This is a genomic window from Planococcus donghaensis (genome assembly GCF_001687665.2).
GTDB lineage: Bacteria > Bacillota > Bacilli > Bacillales_A > Planococcaceae > Planococcus > Planococcus donghaensis.
On record NZ_CP016543.2, the window covers coordinates 3,088,879 to 3,108,484 of the forward strand.

Annotated in this window: 11 protein-coding genes; all 11 read right to left on the bottom strand. The window is 34.2% G+C overall.

The window, feature by feature from the left end; translation table 11 throughout:
• Positions 1-116: 116 nt before the first annotated feature.
• The gene (locus BCM40_RS15150) at positions 117-2,309 is read right to left on the bottom strand and encodes a Z1 domain-containing protein (RefSeq protein ID WP_065525141.1); all 2,193 of its coding nucleotides are present in this window, start codon (positions 2,307-2,309) and stop codon (positions 117-119) included.
• Positions 2,310-2,330: 21 nt separating this feature from the next.
• Positions 2,331-3,113, bottom strand: a complete 783-nt coding sequence (locus BCM40_RS15155; protein ID WP_083394545.1) for a hypothetical protein — start codon at positions 3,111-3,113, stop codon at positions 2,331-2,333.
• Between the two features lie 331 nt (positions 3,114-3,444).
• Positions 3,445-6,630 (bottom strand): DEAD/DEAH box helicase, encoded by a 3,186-nt coding sequence (locus BCM40_RS15160; RefSeq protein ID WP_065525140.1) that lies wholly within the window; start codon positions 6,628-6,630, stop codon positions 3,445-3,447.
• A 22-nt stretch (positions 6,631-6,652) separates the two neighbouring features.
• Positions 6,653-7,384 (bottom strand): hypothetical protein, encoded by a 732-nt coding sequence (locus BCM40_RS15165; protein WP_065525139.1) that lies wholly within the window; start codon positions 7,382-7,384, stop codon positions 6,653-6,655.
• A 16-nt stretch (positions 7,385-7,400) separates the two neighbouring features.
• Positions 7,401-9,296: a BREX-3 system phosphatase PglZ gene (gene pglZ, locus BCM40_RS15170; RefSeq protein WP_065527643.1), complete on the bottom strand. Its 1,896-nt coding sequence runs from the start codon at positions 9,294-9,296 to the stop codon at positions 7,401-7,403.
• A 21-nt stretch (positions 9,297-9,317) separates the two neighbouring features.
• Positions 9,318-12,080 carry a DNA methyltransferase gene (locus BCM40_RS15175; protein WP_065525138.1) on the bottom strand — a complete coding sequence of 921 codons (2,763 nt, stop codon included), beginning with the start codon at positions 12,078-12,080 and terminating at the stop codon, positions 9,318-9,320.
• A 10-nt stretch (positions 12,081-12,090) separates the two neighbouring features.
• Positions 12,091-15,792: a DUF6079 family protein gene (locus tag BCM40_RS15180; RefSeq protein ID WP_065525137.1), complete on the bottom strand. Its 3,702-nt coding sequence runs from the start codon at positions 15,790-15,792 to the stop codon at positions 12,091-12,093.
• A gap of 14 nt (positions 15,793-15,806) precedes the next feature.
• On the bottom strand, positions 15,807-16,259 hold the full coding sequence (brxF, locus tag BCM40_RS15185; RefSeq protein ID WP_065525136.1) for a BREX-3 system P-loop-containing protein BrxF: 453 nt from the start codon (positions 16,257-16,259) through the stop codon (positions 15,807-15,809).
• A 41-nt stretch (positions 16,260-16,300) separates the two neighbouring features.
• The gene (locus BCM40_RS15190; RefSeq protein WP_065525135.1) at positions 16,301-16,516 is read right to left on the bottom strand and encodes a hypothetical protein; all 216 of its coding nucleotides are present in this window, start codon (positions 16,514-16,516) and stop codon (positions 16,301-16,303) included.
• A 235-nt stretch (positions 16,517-16,751) separates the two neighbouring features.
• Entirely contained in the window at positions 16,752-17,096 is a 345-nt protein-coding gene (locus BCM40_RS15195; protein WP_065525134.1) for a hypothetical protein, read from the bottom strand.
• 521 nt (positions 17,097-17,617) lie between these two features.
• A complete protein-coding gene (locus tag BCM40_RS15200) occupies positions 17,618-19,603 on the bottom strand; it encodes a hypothetical protein (protein WP_156851312.1) in 1,986 nt (661 codons plus the stop codon).
• Between the last annotated feature and the right edge of the window lie 3 nt (positions 19,604-19,606).

Below are 19,606 nucleotides of genomic sequence, written 5' to 3' on the forward strand. Positions count from 1 at the left end.
TTCTGTCGTTTTAGAGAGATAGATATTTATTGAGGAATTGAGAAACCTTATGAAGGTTTGACAGTTTCTCGGCAACATTATCAACTGCTATCAAAAACCATTGTTTTTGAGATAAATTATTTTATAGTTTTCTTTGCAAACACTGTAGGGATTGTATCACTAGGTGCCACTATAATTGGCCACCAAAAAGGAGCATCATTCCAACCATTAATTTTTAATCCATTCTGTTTCAATAAAATTAAGGCTGGGATATCATTTGCTAATGACCGTGCTAATCTCAACTCACCTTTTTCACCTTTAGGTGTATCGGGAGAGTTTTCAAAACGATTTTCTCGATCTATGCGTTTAATATTTCTCCCTTCCTTAATAACTAACCATACGTATCCTTGGTTAGGAGAATCGGTTTCAAATGATAAATAATCTAATACCGATAGATACTCTTCTAAGTCCCACTCATAACCCTCTTCCATTTTCAAAGTTTCAAATATCAAAGTAATAATTTGCTTTGCAACATCTACCGATACTTTAATTGTGTCTTCATCTTGCTGAGAATCTTTTTGATTTTGAATTATTTTATCAATTTGCATTATATTTTTCTGTATTTTTGTTTTTGAATTTGTTTGAAATCCTACTGGTAAAAATCGTTTATGTGGTTTTATCATTGTAATATTCGAAAGCAAGATTTTATTTGGACTGCAGGGTATAATTTTATTCACATTATCTCTTTGAATAAATACGACTCCTTGTCCATGTCCTCCTACTTCGACAGCTCTTCGAAGTTCACTATCAAATTCATGTATCTTTTTCATAACATCATAGAGTCTTTTTGTTGTATAAAATCTAGTAACTGACAAATCTTCTATCGATCTAGCGCCATACATCCTCGAGTGTTGTAAAACTGTGTCTTGTTGAAATGACTTTGGGTTACGTCCATAATAAAATCCGATTAGATTTCTGATTGTCACTCCGCGGTCTAATATTTGACCTCCTATAAAAATGTTCATCGGGGTTCTCAATCTCAATTGTCCCGTTTCATCTAATAATTGGTTGACATCCTTTTCAGAATTCACAATTGAACTTAATAAAAATTCATTAACGAGAGAATCTCGGACAGCATTTATTATTTCTTCAAAAGAAGGGCAAGGTAAATTTAATAGACTGACAGATTTCATCAAATCGTTATATGACTCTTTTACAAGAAGGTTAAAAACTTCATCTTGTACTTCAGCAACTCTGCGTAAATTAAGTTCAATCTCAGTTATAATTTGTTCTTGCCACTCATGAGAAGATTTGCCTCTCTCCGTATGAATGATGAATGCATATTTTTGAATTTTTTGACCTAGTTTTTCTTGCTGCCATCTCCTGATACAACTTCCTACAAGAAAATTAACTATAGAAGAACGAATATCTTTTACTGCCGAACTGGATAACAATTTGTCCATCTTAATTCGCCTTAAATCTGGACTCTTTAAAATAACTAATTCCTTTTCTGCTACTTCGTGGTATAAATATGATGCTAAATGACCTTCTTCCTCTGATTTTTCGAAGTACAATTCTCCACCAACATATTGGTCGTGTATAGGAACGAGCTCAGTAAAAGAGGGTCTTATAGGTTGAAATATTTTATGTTCATGAACTCGCATGTCTTCAGGTTGAAGATACAAGGAATATGGTGTAGCTGTTACTTGTAAAAACGATGCTTTGTTCAGCTTCTCTCTTAATTGATCTATTTTTCCTGAGATAACTTTCATCTCAGTAATATCAGATTCTTTTTTACGTTCAAAAGCCACACTAGCAAAATCAGCTTCATCATCAACAAAGAGTATCCTTTTATTTTCCAAATCTGGATACAGTTCAAATAAAGCCTTGTATAATCTGTCCATATTTTTAGTTTCTTTTTTGACAATGATGGCTAGCTTTTGAGAAAGTTCAAATCTTCTTAAATTTGTGGGTAAAGACATAATATCGAAGACCTGCATTTTATCATTTAAAACTTGTTCTGCGAATTCATTACTTAATCTTTCATAAGTTTGTTTCGCTAAAGCATTTGAGTTTTTTGTTAATACAATCACAACATCAACAGAGTTGTCGTACGATAAGCCCATAATTCCTATGAATGTTCTAGTTTTACCTGATTGTATTTTCCCTAATAAAATCCCAGGTGTATTAGAGGTTGTTGATTCCGATTTTAATTTCTCTACAGTGTTTTCAATACATGTTTTGGTATCTTTATCGTATTTATTTTTTTCCGATAAATAATTATAGAACAGTCCATTTTTATTAATTTGAACTTGCATCTCACTTATCATATAAATCCCCCTTTTAATTTACTATTTCTTCAAATTAGTATAGTCAGCTCTAAAGTAAACCTTAAAATCACTAGCCTTTAAATCATATTCTTTCAACATTTTTATAATCAGATTACGAATTCCATTTGCATTTTGATTCGTATCAATATAAATCGAGTCATTAATTTTATACGGTTTTTTCAAATTAACCATATCTTTTGAAAAATATTGATTGATCTTACCATTCATATTAGGTTTCACTTCAAAAGACAAAAATTTCTCTTCGTTCAAGCTAACTAGGATTTCACTCAGTCTTATGAGCATATCACTCCAGCTATTTGTTTCGATTAATTCTAGTGTGTCAAACTTAAATCCAAACGGACGCTTATGTTTGAAGTCTTCATATAGAGTATGTTCCACATTATTATCAACTACGTATTCCAAATAATTCGGTAATGCTCTGATTTTCTTCTCCTCATCTTCCATATCTCCAACTATTTCTTCAACTTCAAGTAAATCGATAATTTCAGCAATCTTTTTTTCATATGAATGTCCTTGCATAGACAATTGGCTATAGGAATCTAAGTTTACAAACTGCCTCTCGTTCACTAAACTTTGTAGCTTGTAACCAATAGTATCTACAGTATCTGAAATAACTGACTGAAGTAACTCCAAACTTTCTATAATATCAATAGCTTTTTCTGGGAAATCTATGCGTATGAGTTCTATAGCATTATTGAGCTGATAAAAATCAATATGCTCCACTTCTTTTTCATTAATCATTTTTTCTTCATTTATTTCTTTATTACTATAGTCCTTTGCCATGTATAATCCTCCAAATATTATGATTTAGTTAGGATATCAAATCGCTAAAATGAAACTAATTAACTAGTAATATTTTACCACAAAGGGGAGTTTTATAAATAAATAGATTTTCCAGGGAAAAAGAAAATAAAGTTGCATAAAATAATGTGAAAATAGACTAAGTAGAAAGAAACTAATGCATTCCTTTCAAGTTCTTAGTTTTTTATATAAGTAAAAGAGACAGGAAGAAAATTAAAATCTTCTTCTCTGTCACTTATAAATTATCGTTTAGACATGCACATTATAACCAATTATTAGATAAGACAAATTTACCAAGAACACCTATCACTAACTACAACGTCTCAGTCAATTTCATTTCTATAAAACTTTCTCCATTTATTAAGTAGACATACGTTTGTTCAATAATACTGTTCAAATCTTCGGTATGTTCTTCATTTAATATAAGATCAGGTTTATCTGTAAGAATAATAAATCGTTCTTCCCCATTAAATCGTTCGCTATAGAAATCCACTAACCCAAAATTACCGTATGTTTTTAATAATTTGCGACCATGATTTCTTTCATGAGTTTCGATTAATTCCGCATAATCTGTTGCGATCAAACGATAGGATAGACCATTCGGAATTAGTTCAAATTGTGCAACTCTCTTTGGAGGCTGCAGTGTAATGGTACGCTGCTTGTCAATAATTCCAAGTCTTTTTGTTTTCTGTTCTTCGATATCAATTAATTGAGCGTTCATTTGATTAATTAGGGCAGAGTTTTTATTGTCCTGATTGTCAGTTTGATAATGCATTAAGCGATCTAATACTTCATTATATTGTTGCTGGAATGTATCAACTAAATAATCATGCATTTTATTTAATTGCGATGTGCGTTTTTTCTCTAATTTGTTTCTTTCTTCAATGGCTAACTGTAAAACCTTCTGTTGCAAAACGGGTTGTTCGTTAAAAGGAAGTTCTGTAACAGCAGGAGTAAATCGATCCATTGATAACCAATAGGGCGTTAATTGGACAACTGAACCGTCCATACGCTTCGCAATAAAGAATAAATGGTTTTTCAATTCTTTGCCGATACCATCTTTATAAACAAGTCGATAAGCATCGACTTCCAAATGTTCAGGTACACTATAAGTCATTAAATAACGCTTAAAGACAAATTGATCCCTTGTTTTTAATAACAATTTCTTAGCTAGTCCGTATAAGGGATGCAATTTGGTTATATAAGATACTTCATCGCTACTGTGCTTCATATAACCTGTATACCGATAAGAATCTGTAAAGCTTCCTTCTTTTGCGAATTGATCGCGAATAAGTTTAGGGAATCGATCTACACGTTTTATTTGGTTTTCATGACTATTAAATATTTTTACATTCGAGCTGATAAAGGCATGATCCATCAATTCAATGTACATTCGATTTGGTACTTTGTTGATTTCAATATCGACTTGAGACTGCTTTATTGCAGAAACATCCATGGCATCAGAGTCGAACTGCATTTTTTTCATCGTTTGAATTAATTCGTGGTGTTCGTCACTCAGTCCCTTGTCCATTTTCTTTATGACATCATCTAAGTTCTCACGTGTTAAGATAGCTTCTTTCATTAACTCGGCCAGATTTATTTCGCCGTCTAATAAATCTCCCATAATGTTATAGACTAAATCATTACCAAGATCTTCTTTCATCGAATCTAGCTTTGTTAACAACCGGGATAAAACATAACCTTCTCGTGTATTCGCAGCCACCAGGTTAAAAATAAACACTTCGTTTTTCTGCCCAATTCGATGAATTCGTCCCATACGTTGCTCTAATCTATTGGGATTCCAAGGGATATCATAATTAATCATTTGATTACAAAATTGAAGGTTAATAGATTCTCCACCAGCGTCTGTAGCCAACATAATTTGGGCATGGTGACGGAACATCTCTACTTGGTTACGTCGTTCATCCATAGAGTAACTCCCCATAATTTTTGCAATTTGATCAACTCTAGTACTCAATTTTGTATCTAAATATTTTAGCGTATCTACGGATTCTGTGAAAATCAGTATTTTCTCTCCCGTGTAAATTAAGCCATCTATTCCAAATAACATCGTTTCTAATTCTAAATATTTTTTCTCTATCTCATGCTTTTTCAAAGAAGTTGTCATGTGTAATAACTTTTCAAGCTCAGAAATTTCTTCCTCTAGCAAGTGAATATCGATAGTATCTATAGAAAGTTCAAATTTCTGTTCAAGTAAGTCCAGGGACTCCACTACATCTTCTTCTAAATTACTTTCATATAGCTTTTCAAGCTTTTGTGCGTATTCTTTTCTTTCCAATTCGGTATTAGCTAAAATAGCTTGTACTTTTTCATACCGACGCTCAAGAGATTTATGTATGGCTTCAATTGATGAACTTAATCGACGCTGCAAGAGCATCATTGCAAAGGCAGTACTATTATGACCTGTATTTAATGCCCGATTAAAATGAGTTTGTACATACTCTGTTACCGCATTATACAATTCCAACTCGGGTTCTGTTAAATTATATTGAATCGTTTTGGTCGTCCGTTTTGGAAAAATAGGTGTACCATCAAAATTAACCATTGACTCTTTTAATCTACGAATAATAAAGGGATTGGTCTTGTCTTGAAGTGTCTGATTTGCTGAGATGTGTTGAAATATATCCGGTTCTATCAGCTTCATTAACAAACGAAAGTTTTCAGCATCTCCTTTATGAGGAGTTGCAGTTAATAATAAACAATGTTCTGTTTTAGCTAGTAACTTTTCACCAAGCTGATACAGTTTTGTTTTAGATGTTTTCTTTTTACTTTTGCCATAGGAATATGCAGCCATCTTATGCGCTTCATCTACGATGACTAAATCGAATTGAGCTTCTAAAATCAATTCTTTAATTTCATCTCGCGTAGACCAGTAAATCGAAGCCAGGCAGTGGTCGTTTTCGATAAAAGGATTTAAACTGCCATATTCATTTAAAACAGCTCTATTAATAATTTTAAAAGATTCCTGGAATTTTTCGTCCATCTCTTCTTGCCATTGACGAAGTACTAGTGGTGGCACAAGAACTAAAATACGTTGAACGCTTTCACGTGCCTTCAATTCCTTTATTAACATACCAGACATAATAGTTTTTCCAGCACCAGGATCATCTGCTAATAAGTATCGAATATTCGAAGATGGCAACATCCGACTATAAACAGCCTCGATTTGATGAGGCAATGGAATAACTTCTTGATTTCCAAGTGCACGTGTTTTAGAAAATTTATCTTCCAATTCGAGTATTAAATATAATAACTTTTGTTGAATGGATTCTCCTAACAGATCAACGCTCAAATCCTTAGAAGTGCTAACGACTATTAGTTTCTCAATATCATGTGACGTTAATAATTGCTCATAATATTGATTGGATTGACGTCCGATACCCTCTAACAAATGATAGCCTTCTCCATAAGCTTCTAGTTTTTTAATTTCAATTGTCTCAGGAAAAAATGGTCCATTTATAATATCTCCAATGTTCATGCTCTGCCTCCAAAAAAGCCCCTCACTCAAAAGAGCAAGGGACTGTAGGGTTTTTTTCTATTATCGTGTCTCGAATGGTTGTGATGATTGTAAACCGTTCCCGGTCTAAGTCCCCTATACGTACATGGTAATTGAATGGGAAGAAGATTGCACTAGTATTTATTACTTCAAGCGAAATTGTGTTCGTTTCATGGTGCGCCATTAAAACTTCTAGCAATAACGACGATAATAAAGAATTCTCAAGTATTAGTTTAAGCTGTTTTTTTTCATAGACACCCGATTGGATCCTATTTAATATATCCCACTCTTTTATCGAAGAAAAAACTGCACTAGTTGCTACTTCCACACGCCTGCGATCCCCATAGAGATTTTTCATTTGAGATAGTGTTGTTCGACTATATACCTCATCGGCCATTTTTAAATTTTTCCCTACGTATATCATTTGCTCTCTAAAATAAGGGTAGGCAATGCAAACTAAACAATAATGAACAAACTTCTTTTCTATCGCATTTAAATAGGGATACTCCGCAACTAATTTCTCACGGATATCTTGAATAGAAGGCTCTACTAAGCTCCAGGTTTTCATTAACATAGTAATGGCATTTTTTCTTGATTTTGCACCTTTAATCGAACCAAGTAATTCAGCATCCAATTGTGTGTACATATCTTTTTTATCTGTATAATGTCGCAGGAGATTAGCCGTAGTGTCTAGGTGTGCGAGTTGAATTTTCTGGTCAAAACCTACTGCTTTCATAATATCTACCTACTTCCTATCTGCTTACTTTGATGAATGGCACAATCATTTCTTCTATATGAATCCCACCATGCGTCACAATTTTTTGATACTTAGGAACAAAAGCGCTATTTTTATCAGCTAATAAGACATGATAATCACTTGGTAAGCTAGTATCATCCCAGCTGATTGTATCTGGTTGCTCATTAGCTGTATGGTTTCTTATATTAAGTGAACTATATATTCGAGCACGCTCACCTTTGGATTCAACAGTCACACCTTGCGCAATGCGCCCTCTCCCAATACATTCAACGTTTCCATGGTCTGCAGTAAGGTAAACTTCGAAACCAGCATTCATTAAATCCTCTATAAATAAAGTTAGATAATCTGACTGTAGCCACGTGTTCAATTCGGACTGTACCGACTGAAGCCCTTGTGTCGCCCCGTGCATAAATTGATCAACCACATCAATGACTGCACCATATATGCGGATGGCAGGTGACAATTGATAAGCTAGATCCTTTTGATTATAGTGAGCCAAACCCAAAGACTTTTCAAACGCGATATTTTGTTTTGAAAATCCCTGCTCTTCCCAAAATGCTGTCCATAATGACTTCTCTTTATAAGTACTTGTAATGGTTCCGGGAAAGAACCTCGGTTCTTTCCCGGAAAATAATGCTTGTCTAGAAACTGACGTTACACTCGGTACCCAAGCAAACAAAGCATCTTCCTCATATTTCCAATCATTATTATTTAGATGACTTTTAATCATATGCCACTGCGTAAAGCTCATGCCATCCAAAACAATGAGTGCTACTTTGTTATTAGATTGTCGTGCTAAATAATGGGGAATTTGATGAACCATTTTAGGTTTAGGCACGACAGGTAACGATCGAAGTTGATGAAAATTCTCTAGCATCCACTTTTTGAATGCTTTATTTGCATTTTCTATGTCAGCTTGGAAAATTTCTTGGTGCTTTCCCTTACTTAATTGTTGCTGTTGAAGCTCTCCAAGTTCATTAGCAAAACGCAGCCAGTCATTTCGATTGAAATCTTTATATGTCTCCTTGAATGGAGAATGTTCAATAGAAGGCTTCTCTTCTTGCATGATTAATCCAGGCAACATCCATTGTTGAAATGAAATTTCGCTTGGTACTTCAATGGGATTAATGTATGTTTCAATATACTGCTGTAAAAAAGAGTCTTGGAATAAATTGTCGGCATAGGACTCATGACTTTCTGCAACTTGCTTCTTCGCCTGCTTAATATAATAATGGACGTATTGTCGCCATTTTTCATTAAAAAAACGAATGAATTTTTCTTTGGATTGAAAAATTTTTATACTATCTGCTGAAAGTTGATTTGGTGGCATTATGAGCAAGTTCTTTAGGTGCTCCCATAAAAAAGCAGGCAACCCCTCATCAAATTTATCGTAATAGAGCAAGCCAGCTTTCACTAAATCCCTTAAATTATAAATTCTTGATGCATGAATATCACAGACGTCATTGAGCAAGAAATCTGTGGTTTCACGACCATTTAATCTATATCCAATTGAGTTTTGAGCTAAATATATAAGCTCGTACACCCAAATAGGACACTGCCGAACAATGGCAGGATCTAAATTTGGAAACAACTTATTAAAAGATAATGTTACAAAAACCGCTTGTGCATATACATCATAGGGAACTTGATTGAATTGGTTGTTCGAAATAACAAGCAGCAAGCTTGAACGTTCGGTCCTATCTACATGTCGAAAATTCAGCTCATAATACTCACGGAAAACTACAGTGTCTTCATAAAAATGAAACATACACTTTTGTTGGGAGAACGTCTCTTGTATTGCTTTTTGGCTAAGCAGATTATGTTCATCAGACACAACATACAGAAGCCCTTTTCCTGTGAAATATGACGCTATTTTTTCAGACCAATTCAACCTCTTCACCCACTTTTCTTCTTACATATCTAAACGGATTTGTGCATTGTCATAATACATTAATAGCTTATCATCTTCCTGGATGACACTTTCAGGTAAACGATCACCAACTGTAACAATTTTTGTGTAATCTTTATCGCTCCATGATTTTTTGAATCCTGCTCGGATGGCTTCTGTACGGAATTGCTTTAATTTCTTTTTGTGCGTACTCAATTCCTCTACATAACTACCAAATTCACGTAATAACGACTTCTCTCGTAATTTTTCAAGATCTGCTTGCTTATTTGGATCGGCAACATACCACCGATTCATCGCTTTATTTTTCATCTTTATATCGCTATTCTCAAACCCACGTAAATCATGATAATTTCGACGTAGATAGCTACCAATTTGATCTGGAACTACCTCATCTCCTTCATAACGCAAGAAATTTTGCACTAATAGAGAATCTAATTCAGGTAATTGCTCATGTTTGGCAATATGTCGAATTTCTTTCATAAATTGTGGATGCAAGTCTTGACGAGTCTGCGGCTTCCTCATCAATTGTTGACGAATCCATTCAATAGCACTATTCTCGTCCGAAACAAATAAACTCATTTGAGAAAACTCTTTCACAATAGTTCGCTTCTTATCATAATCGGCTACTTGTGATTCTAAGAAAGCCATACCATCTCGCATAGGAAAACGCTGTGTAACACCTAATTGAAATTCAGCTGACGAGATGGGAACCGGGAATCCATGTTGTACATGAAAAGCAATCATCCTATCAAATAAAATACGCGTTGTTCGCTCAGCAATAATTGAAGCTTCACCTTTTGAACCAGAAAATACTGGCAATTTCTCCAAATGTTGATTAAGAAATATCCAGGCAGATTCTTCTGTATTTGTTTGCTTACGCATCTTATCAATATTAAGTTTAGAAGGTTTATACGCAGTTATAACCAAATCTTGCTTAACTGCAATAGTTGAAGTAACTGCTTTAAAGCTACCTTGTTTTTTGTCTAATGCAGAAACGTCAGCAATTACAAAACCAACCTTTTGTAGGGATTCCTGAATAGCGTTCCAGACACTAGCTTGTGAATTACTAAATTCAATAGTTATCCATCTTCCGGGTTTTAATACTCTAAAGTACTGAGCAAAACTTTTTTCCATCAGTTTTTGATATTCAAATAAGGTCTTTTTCTGAGTGTTGTTCATAATGGCTTCAGTCTTATTATTAGTTAAAACTTTCAGCCATGCTTCCCATAGAAAATTCAACTCAGAATACATTAGGTTTTTCCCGAAAGGAGGATCTGTAAATATATAATCTACAGAGTTGTTAGGTATACTATTTGCTTCAGTAATAGATTGAGTAGTAACTAAGGATTTGTTTTTTTCAGTGCTGCCCGTTTCTTTGATCATTTTCAAAAAATCACGAAGCTTATTCTTTAGAAGTAAAATTACATTCCGTTCAAATGTTAAAGAAGGGATATATAAAGTACCACTGAGCCCTCCAGTTCCTCCAAATCTAAAACGATTTGTTTTTGTTGCTCTTGTAATAGACGCTTGGAAGAAGAATAGGAGTTGGTTAACATATTTGGACTTAACCGCGTGTTTATAAAATGTCGATAAGACTATTAAATTTCTTTTTGTAAAATACTGATGAACATGTGTAATGCCGATTCTATCGTTTCTTCTGGACTCATCTCCCTCTGGCATCCTAATAAGGGGAATCCATGATTCCAATTTGTATTGTTCTATTTTTTTTAATAATTTCATTTGCTCTTCGTCTACTTTATGATCATATCTTTTTGTACCTATTGAATAATTAATATTTACCGGAACTTGCTTTGCCATTGAAATATTTTCTTTTAAAAATTCATCGTACACTTGATGCCATGATCGATCTAAAGATTTTTTATCTAACCGAACAGAACAAGTATCACATTGGAATTCATTATACATTTTTTTCTCAGTAGTATTGACTGCAACGTCCCAATAAATAATTTCACTAGAACATGAAGGACAAGTGAATACATCACTCCAAACTGTATAATTAATATTCTCTTTGGAATTGGATTGATCAGAGTTTTTATACAACCACTTACATTCTTGCTCAACAATATCAATAATTTTATTAGCTTCTTGCTCAAATTCAATTATATTAAAGTCATTATTGTAGTTTTGACTGATTAGACTTGCTGCTGGTGACAAATCTGATAAAATTATATTTCTTTCACCAAGTTTACTAATTAATTCGTCACTTGCTTTGACATCTAATTCATCGATACTATAACCAAGTTTCTCAATTTCTGATGGATCCGCACATCTTTTAGCGGCTACACCCGTCATACCTGTACCTGAAAAACCGTCAAACACTAAATCTCCGGGTTCGGTATAGTGAAGTATGTATCGCATAATTGCTTTGTAAGGTACTTTTGTATGATAACTATGCGCATTATATACAGCATCATTTTTCCCCTCAACTATATCACCAATATAAGGAGTTTTATTATATGGACTTTGTTGCTCAACCTTCATTTCTTTAGCTATAACTTCACCTAGCCATGGATTTGGACAAGCAGTGTAGTACGGTGGATCGGATAAAGCAATAATATCTTCATCTTCCCCAATTGGATATCCCTCAATTACTTTTAACTCAGGTAGTTTTTTTCGCAGTTCTTCCCTAAAATAATTTCTACGTACTTCTTCGCTTTCAAATGTCATGCCTAAGCAGACAACGGGTGCGTTGTCTGCAGCAGATTTTTCATCTAAGAAAGAAAGCTGATTGTCTTTTTGGGACATGTGCGTCTCCTCATTTCTTTAACATAATACGTACTTGATTTGTTGGCGTGTTACCAACAGTTTTTGCAATAAGTTCTTCGAATCGTTTGCGCAACTCATCGACTGCTAACGGGTGTCCATTTGCCATCATTTCTTCGATATCTGAAATGGATAATTCGACTTTATGGATTCCTTTTAATAAGTCATTGATTGCCTGGATTAAGCGAATATCTAACGGTAAAGAGAATTCTCGGTTTGCAATGAGTGTTTCCACGAGTTGTTGTTGTTCAGGTTTTAGTAGTGAAATATTTTCTTTTACAGATGGATCATTAAAGTTCGTAAGTAATGTTTCTGTCCAGTTTGTCAGCATTTCAGGAAGCTCGTCTTGCATTTTCTTCAAAGTAGCTTTTTCGTTTGTTGCAATTTCTGTAGGACGGAATTTACACTCGGAGCACACAGGGCTATGTTCTAACTTCTCTTTCGTCACGTGATAGCAAGTCTTTAATTGAGTTAATGTACGTTCCCAACTAAATAGCTCCTCTTTAGGTAATATTGAAATATGCGCAGATAATTCTTTTAATGCCATTGTCTGTGAATCGTTTAATAATGCATTTTTCACCATATTTTCTGAAGCATTTAAACGGGATTGATCATGTGCTTCAATATACAACTGGACATATTCTTTTTTCAATATGTCGAGAGTATTGAGTTCTTTAGTTGTATCTTGATGTTCTTTTAACGCGTCCTGTAATTCATCCAACGCATCATCTACACGCGAAGACCATTCAGACTGGCTGCCAACGTTTGGTTGCGCAATTTGCAAGTAACTTACACGCTGTTGAATTTCTTTAATTTGATGTTCTAACTTTGCAAATGAAGCGAGTTTATTAATGGCTTTTTTTTGCTTTTCAATTATTTCAAGATCATATTTTAAATTACGCATTTTGGCAGGTGTATCATACCGTTTCAGACCTTCACAGAAGTCTTTGTATTCCTCGAGTAGAGTCACATTCTCTTGAATTTCGGCAGGTTTTAATAATGGTCCATCCCATGTAGGAAATCCTTTTTTCACGATTTGAATGGTGTTTAACGCGTCAAGAATCGCATTATTTGCTTTGCCTGCAATCGTCGTAATGGTGCGCTTTAACATTTCATCTTCATAGTTAGGGATGCGCTCGTCAAAGAGATCAGCTACAGCATTTAACTCCGCAATAGGAAGTCCAGTCGGCTTTTTGATATGGCTGAATTGAGCGAGCTTCGGCAAAGGAAGTTGAATGTACTCTTGTAAATTAGAGGCATTATATGTCTTCCCTTCAACTGTCACTTCGACTGTCCCTGTATAAATCATTGCGCCAAATAGAACGACCAAAAGCTCAGGTTCTAGATGAAACTGTTTTGTATATTGAAGGTCTTCAACCCCACGAATAAATACGGTTTCAATAAGTTCATTATGATTAACAACCTGGCCATGTCCTTTTTGTTCTAACAAGTCTACTACCCATGCAGCATATCCAGATTGTTTAATTGACACTTTACCGGCTGGATCAAGTAGAACTAAGCCATCTAAGATAGCTTCCCCTTGCTTCGTTTCTTTTCCATTGAAATAGTAGAGTGCATCACGCACATACGTTTCTAAGTTGTTTTTGGATAAATAAGAACCTTGAATTTTTCTGAACGAAGGATAGTCTTCATATTTTTGCGCAAACCAATCCGTTAAAATCCCCTCTGAAATGATATTGATAATTTCTTGAATGGTAACGTTTGCGGGTAAAAACATTCCGAATTCGAGCACACTTCCCTTTTTCCCTTTATAAGTAATTTCAAATGAGTGTACAAAGTTATCATTTAGCCATTTATTGATTTCTTTAAAGTAACTTTCTATTTTCCTGGTGTATAAATTTCTTGTTGCAGATGCAGATTCTGCTTTCAAATCGTTGGCAGCTGCGTATAAGCGTAACAACTGTGTAAAATGTTCATCTTTTTGATTGAGTTCGAAAAAGAGCTCATCAGGCTTTTGTTCATCTTTAAAAGGTGTTTTTAGGAAAGGACGTAGCATGTAGATATAAAAATCGCGTTCAGGCTGCGCAGTTGAGCGTTCATTTGGTGCACCAAAAAACAAGTATCCTTGCCGAGTAATACGACGTGCATCCCAAGGAAGATTGTGTCGCCAGATTTTATATCCGGATACATACGTATTGTCATCGAGCGTAATCGCTTGCTTTAAAATATCGTAGTAGAAGCGATCTAATTTATCATCCTCAATTTTTTCGGCTTTTTGCTGAATTAAGCTATCAATATCAATATCCTTTTTCAGATCCAAATAATATTGCCCATTCGACTCGTTTGCAGATAGATACTGGTAACTAACTGTTTTTTGGATCTCTCTAACTGCTGCATCGACATTGGTTTTTAAGAAGTCTGACGCATCATCTAAATCCTTTAGAAGATCCATTCCTCCTGGAGGTGTTAATAGCAATTCATCTCTCAATTCTTCAGCGGTTAAACCAACCTTGTCATAAATATCGGATGTAGATAAACGATATAATGACAGTGCATTAATGATTCTTAAAGACATCGGTTTATAAGTACGCTTCTCCAGAGCATTCTGTACACGGTCTTTCAATATTTTTGCTTTATCCATAACTTCTTTAACATCTGGATTTGATTTGTAGGAAGGATCTTCCTCGATGAATTTCCAGTAGCTATCATATGAAATGAGCCCTGGCTCTTCTTCAGGTAGTTCCTTTTCAAGAATGCCATTCATCTCTATGCTTATTGTCTTTAACGCTACACGTTTTTCTATACCGTTTACTTTTTCAAATGCACTCAAGTACGCAGGGTGAATTGGGAAAAGGTTTACGTATGCTTCCATATCTTCATTTAATCGTCCGTATAGCGTCGTGAATTTAGAGAGGTGCTCCCGAATTAACGCTTTTTGCTCTTCGTTCTTTTTTAATAGTCTCTCTGATACGACATGTGCGATATCTTCCCGAACGATACGAACTTGCTCAAAGCGTTCTTTTACACGACGTAATGGTTCGGCTACAAAATTGAAACTAGGATTATCGAAGAGCATTTCCTGAATACCAGCTATGAAGCGAAGACGCGTCTTACTGCAAATCTCTCCTAATTCACGTAAGAACCCTAAATCCAGTGTGATTTCTTGTTCTTTTCTGCCGCGTAAATAATCAAGTAACTCATCTACTACGATAAGTAGCCCGTGCTTGGGATACTTTTCATTGAACAGCCCCATCATTTCTTCGAGTGCATCTTTATTATTTGTAATTTGATCGAATGAAGGGAATGTAAAATTGACATCCATTTCAGCAAGTCCATCTTCAATGTTGGATACTAAAATATCACGTAAAGATGTACCTACGCTTCCGATTTCCAAGCGAATTACTTTGAATTTCCCTTCGATATCTTTAGATTTCTCTGCAACAGAAGGATTTGAAATATGAGCACTGGCCCCTTCGCGTTCTGCAATCGTAGAAATGACGCTCATTAAGTGGGATTTACCTGTACCGTAGTTACCGACAATGAGTAATCCCTTATTATCAATAGATCGATCAAATTGAAGTTGATTGATGATCATATCATTTAATTGTTCGGCCATACGTTCAGAGATTACATATGTATCTAGTAATTGAAACGCGCGATCTTTGTCATTAGCATCTTTTAATTGGATAACTGATTCGATTGGTTCGAATTGTAATAGATCCTTATATTGCATAATAGTCACTCCTTTTATTTGATAACAATTGCATCTTTTGTAGAATACTTAGTGTACTCTGGGTGGCCGGGTTCAGCATAAATAAAATAGTCGCCTTCAATTCTGCCTCGCCAAGTAATAATTAACGTTTTATTTCTACTTAGATTGGTAAATAAATCAAATGGATTAACTCCTAAAGATGGTTCAAATAACATTTCATAATAATCAATACAGACAATTTCAGAATCTACCTTATTAATTAATTCATTTAAAATCTCTGCTACTTTATAAGGTCTTCTTTTCTGAGCTACGGTTTTGATTCTTTCGGATAACAACAAATTTATATTCATTAAGGGATAATGATTAGCCTGACTAAAATACTCTACGCTATTACCTCGCTCATATTCATATACATAAACTTGTTTATAATAAAGTTGAGAAATATTCTGCAGCTTAACGCTAAGATTGTTTAATACAGAAATATTCAATTTAGTAAAACCCCCAAGTGAATGTTTTTGATAATAAACGATTAAGCTTTTAGATGATTTCTTAAAGCTTCTTCCACTATTTCCAACATTGTCTTATCCTGTTCAACTGCAGCCGTTTTCAAACGTTTATGCAAATCTGCAGGCAACATAAAAGTTGCTTTTTTCGTTATTTTTTTTTGAGAGACTTCGTAAATTTTTTGATTAGAAAAATCATAGTCCCCGTCTAAATTGTTACTATCGTTATTTTTAGTTGGCATATTTAAACATCCCCTAAACGAATTAAATTATTAGATATTCATATCTGTCAAAAGAAACCTTTTTTGAATCTAAAGTACTTATAAAATTGTACCAAGAAACCTGATGGACATAAAGCTGTATTTACAGAAACACAGTTTCATACTTAATGAGGGAGAAACAAAATAATTTAATAAGTGGGCGTGAGGACAAAAAAGAATGTCATTTAAATTGACATCCTTTTGATTCATTCACTTATCAAATTCTTGTTTGGCGATTTGAATGTGTTCTTTGAGCTTTTTTTATTTCTTTCTTTTTCTTCTTGTAATTGTATTTAAAAGTATAATGAAGAACCAACATTAAGAAAATATATCCCAAAACTAGAGGAATCATTTGTTTCCAAAAACCAATTATTAATACTGATTCGGCACCGTAAAAAGCTTGACGATCATATAAATATGCTAAATCGCTCACCAATGCTGCACCTAAAAGTAAGGAAACGAGCGTTAATAATATTTGTAGAACCACCCCAATCATATAAAGATTTCTTAAATGTCCTACACTTAAAAATCCATTTGCCATTAACCAATCTACTCCTATCATCTTTTACTCTCTTCATCGGCATATTAAGCTTATTTATTAACTAGAGGAGATGCTCACTAATTACATAAGCCATATATGTTTAATATAGAACTCAATTCATTTGAGGAGGTCTAAGTTGAACATAGGAACACTCTTTCAACTTTAATTACAGTTGAAAAGATCCTTCACCTATTTATCTTGTTTCACCAAATTGCTAAGTGAAAGGTCTCCTCAAAAATGATAAAATTTTTTCATTTAATTTCTTGCAAGATCAGAAGAAAGTTAGGATGTAAATTAGTTGTAACAATCCTCTACTTTCTATATTAAATGAGATTATCAAAGGTTGCGTTTTCAAAATTCTTATACGCCCCTGCTGGTTAAATAAATATTCTTTTTTCTAATAATGACATGCCACATACTTTATAAAATTATATATGAGAAGACAGAGTACTTAAAACGAACCAAGGTAGATCTTTTAAAAGATCCTACCTTGGTTCGTTTCTTCTATATATACGCTCACCATTAAAAGAACCTTCTAACATTTAAAGATTTATTCGATTTCCAAATAAATTTAAATTTAAAATGTTTCTATTGTAATCTCTCCAACAGATTGGACAGTGCACGTCCCAATTATTTTGAACTTGATTATTGTAATTAAGCGATGCATATTTCATTAGTCTAATATCTTGTGTCCGGTGATAATCCCATCTTGAACCACATTTATTAGAGACCCAGACCTCGCCTTCTTCAGCACAAATGTACACCATTTTATGCTTATCTTTTACGCCTTTCACAACCTTACCGCAACTAGGACATATTTCTTCGAGTTCGAAAAAGTAATGAAGTAGCCTTGTCATATAAATTTCTAAATTACCTAATTCTCCTGGAAGCACAGAAAAATGACTAGTTTTATAAATCGAGTCAGAATCTATATTCCAATGAGTAGATTGCTTATCAATATGCACTAAAGCCGCACTTCTCATAGTAGTATTGTCAATATTGATCTGACGATAATATCTTCTACAAGAACGTTCCAAATCATATTCAAATATTTCTACAGCGAAGTCAGAATAAGGTTTATATTTAGCATCGAGCGAATGAACTTGCCATATATCTGATTTAGAACGACGGTAACATATTAAATAGTCGGGTTTGAGTAAACCATTATCTTCTCCTCTAAGGTTCGGTTCATAGTAAATCCAAAATTCTCCTTGGTTTTGCAAAGAGGGAAGATGACAATTCCAGCCATTTATCTTCTTCTCTCTAGTGTATTTCTCAACTAGGCTCTCCCATACTTGCGAGCAATCAAATTGAAGCCGTCTAAACTGATGAATTAACTGAAGAAGCATCCACACTTCATATAGATGGGGTGAATTCATCATTGCTTCTATAAAATCCTGCTCATGTAATTGAATCTTAGGCGTTAACAAATCAATTTCTTCCAACAAATCAAATGTTGCCATATAAGATGGTTCACTAGAGAACAAATGAGTAAATTCTTTTTCTATTGGTGTAACTTGAAAAATCGGTTCTTCTAAAAAGGCTTCTACCTTTGTTAAGCATCCTATCCAGTCCTCTTGTCTTTGCTCGAGGATTCCAATGTCTCGTCGAATTAAGGAGCAACGGAGTTCCATTTCTTTTTTAAAAGAATTGTTATCTTTTGAAAGAGCTTCAATACGTTTAATTAAATCACTATTCAAGTTAACAAGCATTGATTCTTCCACTTCTTTATCTTGAAGTATTCTACTTTTAATCATATCTAACATGCCGCGGATCATCCCGTGCTCCATTAGGTTGGTATCTTTTAGTGTTTCCCTAACTGAAATCTTTTCGCGATATGGATAAATTGTTTTTTCAATAATCGCCTGACTATCCCATCTTTTAATTTGACTCTGAACTTTTTTTGTTCTTACATGCTCTAATTGTTCCATCGGATTTTCAATTATTTTATTCATCCATGGGTCTAATTCTATTAAAAGAGACTTCAAACGGCGAATTGGATACATTACAATTTGGGATTCTCTTAAGATAGTACCGGCTTCTTCTGTACGATTAAATGCAAGAACTTCAAATAAACTCTTTACTTCCTTTTGCATTAATTGGTATTGCTGAAAAGTAAAGTGCTTTGGAAGAACAACAACTTGTTGTTTTGCAATAGGTTTGTCGGACTCATCAAAAGCTGTTATTTCAAAGTTTCCACAAGCATTCATTCCAAAGCGAGATTCCGAACGAATAAAAAAACCGTTTTCAATCCATCGTTTAGACGGTTCATACCAAATTTCCGGTCTGTTTTTAGAACGAACTAATTCTATACTTTTATTTCCCATAGCTACTGAAATCCGTTTAGCTTCTAGTGATTCTACGCCAATTTGGAGCAGCTGATTATTCTCCCTACTATATTCTTTCATTACATATTGATGTTTTTCTTTTGGTAACTCATCAATTACTTTCGTTTCTAATTCTAAATAAATAGGGGATGTTCTATTTACCGGCTCTTGTTCTCTTACATATATTTCATACAGTTTCATATT

Excerpts from the sequence above, each read along its gene's own strand:
- BCM40_RS15150 (WP_065525141.1), bottom strand. The coding sequence starts at position 2,309 with ATGATAAGTGAGATGCAAGTTCAAATTAATAAAAATGGACTGTTCTAT.
- BCM40_RS15155 (WP_083394545.1), bottom strand. The coding sequence starts at position 3,113 with ATGGCAAAGGACTATAGTAATAAAGAAATAAATGAAGAAAAAATGATT.
- BCM40_RS15160 (WP_065525140.1), bottom strand. The coding sequence starts at position 6,630 with ATGAACATTGGAGATATTATAAATGGACCATTTTTTCCTGAGACAATT.
- BCM40_RS15165 (WP_065525139.1), bottom strand. The coding sequence starts at position 7,384 with ATGAAAGCAGTAGGTTTTGACCAGAAAATTCAACTCGCACACCTAGAC.
- BCM40_RS15175 (WP_065525138.1), bottom strand. The coding sequence starts at position 12,080 with ATGTCCCAAAAAGACAATCAGCTTTCTTTCTTAGATGAAAAATCTGCT.
- BCM40_RS15180 (WP_065525137.1), bottom strand. The coding sequence starts at position 15,792 with ATGCAATATAAGGATCTATTACAATTCGAACCAATCGAATCAGTTATC.
- BCM40_RS15190 (WP_065525135.1), bottom strand. The coding sequence starts at position 16,516 with ATGCCAACTAAAAATAACGATAGTAACAATTTAGACGGGGACTATGAT.
- BCM40_RS15195 (WP_065525134.1), bottom strand. The coding sequence starts at position 17,096 with ATGATAGGAGTAGATTGGTTAATGGCAAATGGATTTTTAAGTGTAGGA.
- BCM40_RS15200 (WP_156851312.1), bottom strand. The coding sequence starts at position 19,603 with ATGAAACTGTATGAAATATATGTAAGAGAACAAGAGCCGGTAAATAGA.